The sequence below is a fragment of the Thermodesulfitimonas sp. genome (assembly GCF_052743955.1).
The window spans coordinates 1-2075 of the sequence record NZ_JBRAIN010000160.1; the positions used below are offsets into that span (position 1 = coordinate 1).

A 2075-nucleotide genomic window follows, 5' to 3' on the forward strand; every position below is an offset into this window, starting at 1 on the left:
GTCACACTACTGCTGGCCACCAGCGCCGTGTTGCCCAGCTTGCCTGCGCCATAGCGCAGGAGATGGGGCTGCCTCCGGACCAGGTTGTGGGCCTCCGGGTGGCTGGGATGCTGCACGATATCGGCAAGATCTACGTTCCGGCGGAGATCTTGAGTAAGCCAGGCCGGATAAGTGAGTACGAGTTCAGTATCATCAAGACCCATCCGGAAGTCGGTTACGATATCGTCAAGGAGATCGAGTTTCCGTGGCCCGTCGCGCAGATCATCCTCCAGCACCACGAGCGGCTAAACGGCTCTGGTTACCCGGTGGGCCTGAGGGATAAGGAGATTCTCTTAGAAGCCAGGATCCTGGCGGTGGCAGACGTTGTTGAGGCGATGTCCTCCCACCGCCCGGCGCTGGGGACCGCCGCGGCCCTTGCCGAAATCAGCGAAAAGAGCGGCCTCCTGTACGATCCTACCGTAGTGAATGTTTGCCTGCGGCTCTTCACCGAAAAGGGCTTCCGGCTGGCATGATTCCCCACCACTCTTGTCCCGCCGGTCCCGGATCGAGGTGGTGATAGGCGCCACCTATTGTCAAAGCTTGCCTTGTCGGACCATTTGGGCTAAAATTGGGGAAGGTTTAGTACTTTAGGGGGCGTTGCTTTGAAAAGGGTAGTTAGCGTTAGTCTTGGTTCTTCAAAGCGCGACCATACCGTTCAGATAGAGATCCTGGGCGAAACCTTTGAGATCAGCCGGCGGGGGACCGACGGCGATTTCGAAAAGGCGGTCCGGCTGTTGCAGAAGCTTGACGGTAAGGTGGACGCCATTGGCCTCGGAGGGATCGACGTCTACCTGGTTGCCGGTGGCAGGCGCTATGCGATCAAAGACGGTTTGCGCCTGCTGCGGACACTGAAGGTTACCCCGGCGTGCGACGGTTCCGGCTTAAAGAACACGCTGGAGCGGAAAGTGGTCGCGGAGCTTTTCCAGAAAGGTATCCTCCGGCGCGGGCAGCGGGTGTTGCTTGTGAGCGCTGTCGACCGCTTCGGGATGGCGGAGGCGCTGGTGGAGAATGGAGCGGAGGTGATTTTCGGGGACCTGATTTTCGCGCTCGGGATTCCGGTGCCGCTGCGGCGCCTGCGGACGGTGGCCTTTCTTGCGGCGCTTGTCCTCCCAGTTCTCGGGCGGCTATCTTTTAAGCTCCTTTATCCCACCGGTCAGAAACAGGAGAAGGAGACGCCAAAGTACGGCCGCTACTACGATTGGGCTGAGGTAGTAGCCGGCGACTTTCACTACATTAAGCGTTACCTCCCGCCTCACATACCCGGAAAGATAATCCTGACCAATACCACAACCAAAAAGGACGAGTTACTGCTGAAGGAACGCGGGGCCAGGATGCTCATCACCACCACCCCTGAGCTTGAGGGCCGTTCCTTCGGAACCAACGTGGTGGAAGCCGTTTTTTTGGCGCTTCTCGGCAAGAAATGGGAGGAGGTTACCCCTGCCGATTATCTGTCGCTCATCGAGAAAATAGGGCTTGGGCCTTCAATCAGGGTTTTGCGGGAAAGTTAGCGCGCGATTGGCCTGACCCGGTTGTCGCCTTAGCCGCTACAGGCCGAGCAGCCGGTACACGGGATCGTCTACGCAATCATCCGGAGGGAGCCGGTGCGTTTTGCGAAAGTGCACTACCGCCTTCCGCATTTCCCGCCCAAAGTTGCCATCAACCTGACTGCAGTAGTAGCCGTGGCGCCGCAGGCGTCTCTGAACCTCCATCACGTCGCTCCCGCAATCTCCCTCCCGAAGCACACGTGGTCCGCGCAGGATGCTGCCTACAACGATGACCGGCGTGCCGGGCTGCACCAAAGGGTAAAGGGCTTCCACATCCTCGTTAAACATTCGGATGCAGCCAGCACTTTCGTAAAACCCCCGATAGTGTACGGTTTGTTTGTCCCGTGGATGCCATAAATCCCCCACGGAACGTTGAGGCCGAGCTACCGGGTACCGAAGCCGGTACCCCAGTTCATTGCCTTCCGCTTGATCTGCTAATTGCCAACAGGTGTAGGAGTTTCCGGTTTGCCAACCGCTACCGGATAAGAGTGG

At 58.6% G+C, this 2075-nt stretch carries 3 protein-coding genes; 2 read left to right on the forward strand and 1 reads right to left on the reverse strand.

All coding sequences use genetic code 11. The annotated features are described in order from the left end of the window. Nucleotides 1–512, forward strand: a 512-nt coding sequence (locus ACUVTA_RS09520) for an HD-GYP domain-containing protein (protein ID WP_445952700.1), incomplete at its 5' end; no start/stop codon positions are given. 129 nt (nt 513–641) lie between these two features. Continuing rightward, on the forward strand, nt 642–1547 hold the full coding sequence (locus tag ACUVTA_RS09525) for a quinate 5-dehydrogenase (protein ID WP_445952701.1): 906 nt from the start codon (nt 642–644) through the stop codon (nt 1545–1547). A gap of 36 nt (nt 1548–1583) precedes the next feature. Here the strand turns inward: ACUVTA_RS09525 and ACUVTA_RS09530 are convergent, their stop codons facing one another. Next, nucleotides 1584–1949 (reverse strand): L,D-transpeptidase family protein, encoded by a 366-nt coding sequence (locus ACUVTA_RS09530; RefSeq protein WP_445952702.1) that lies wholly within the window; start codon nt 1947–1949, stop codon nt 1584–1586. Nucleotides 1950–2075: the final 126 nt, after the last annotated feature.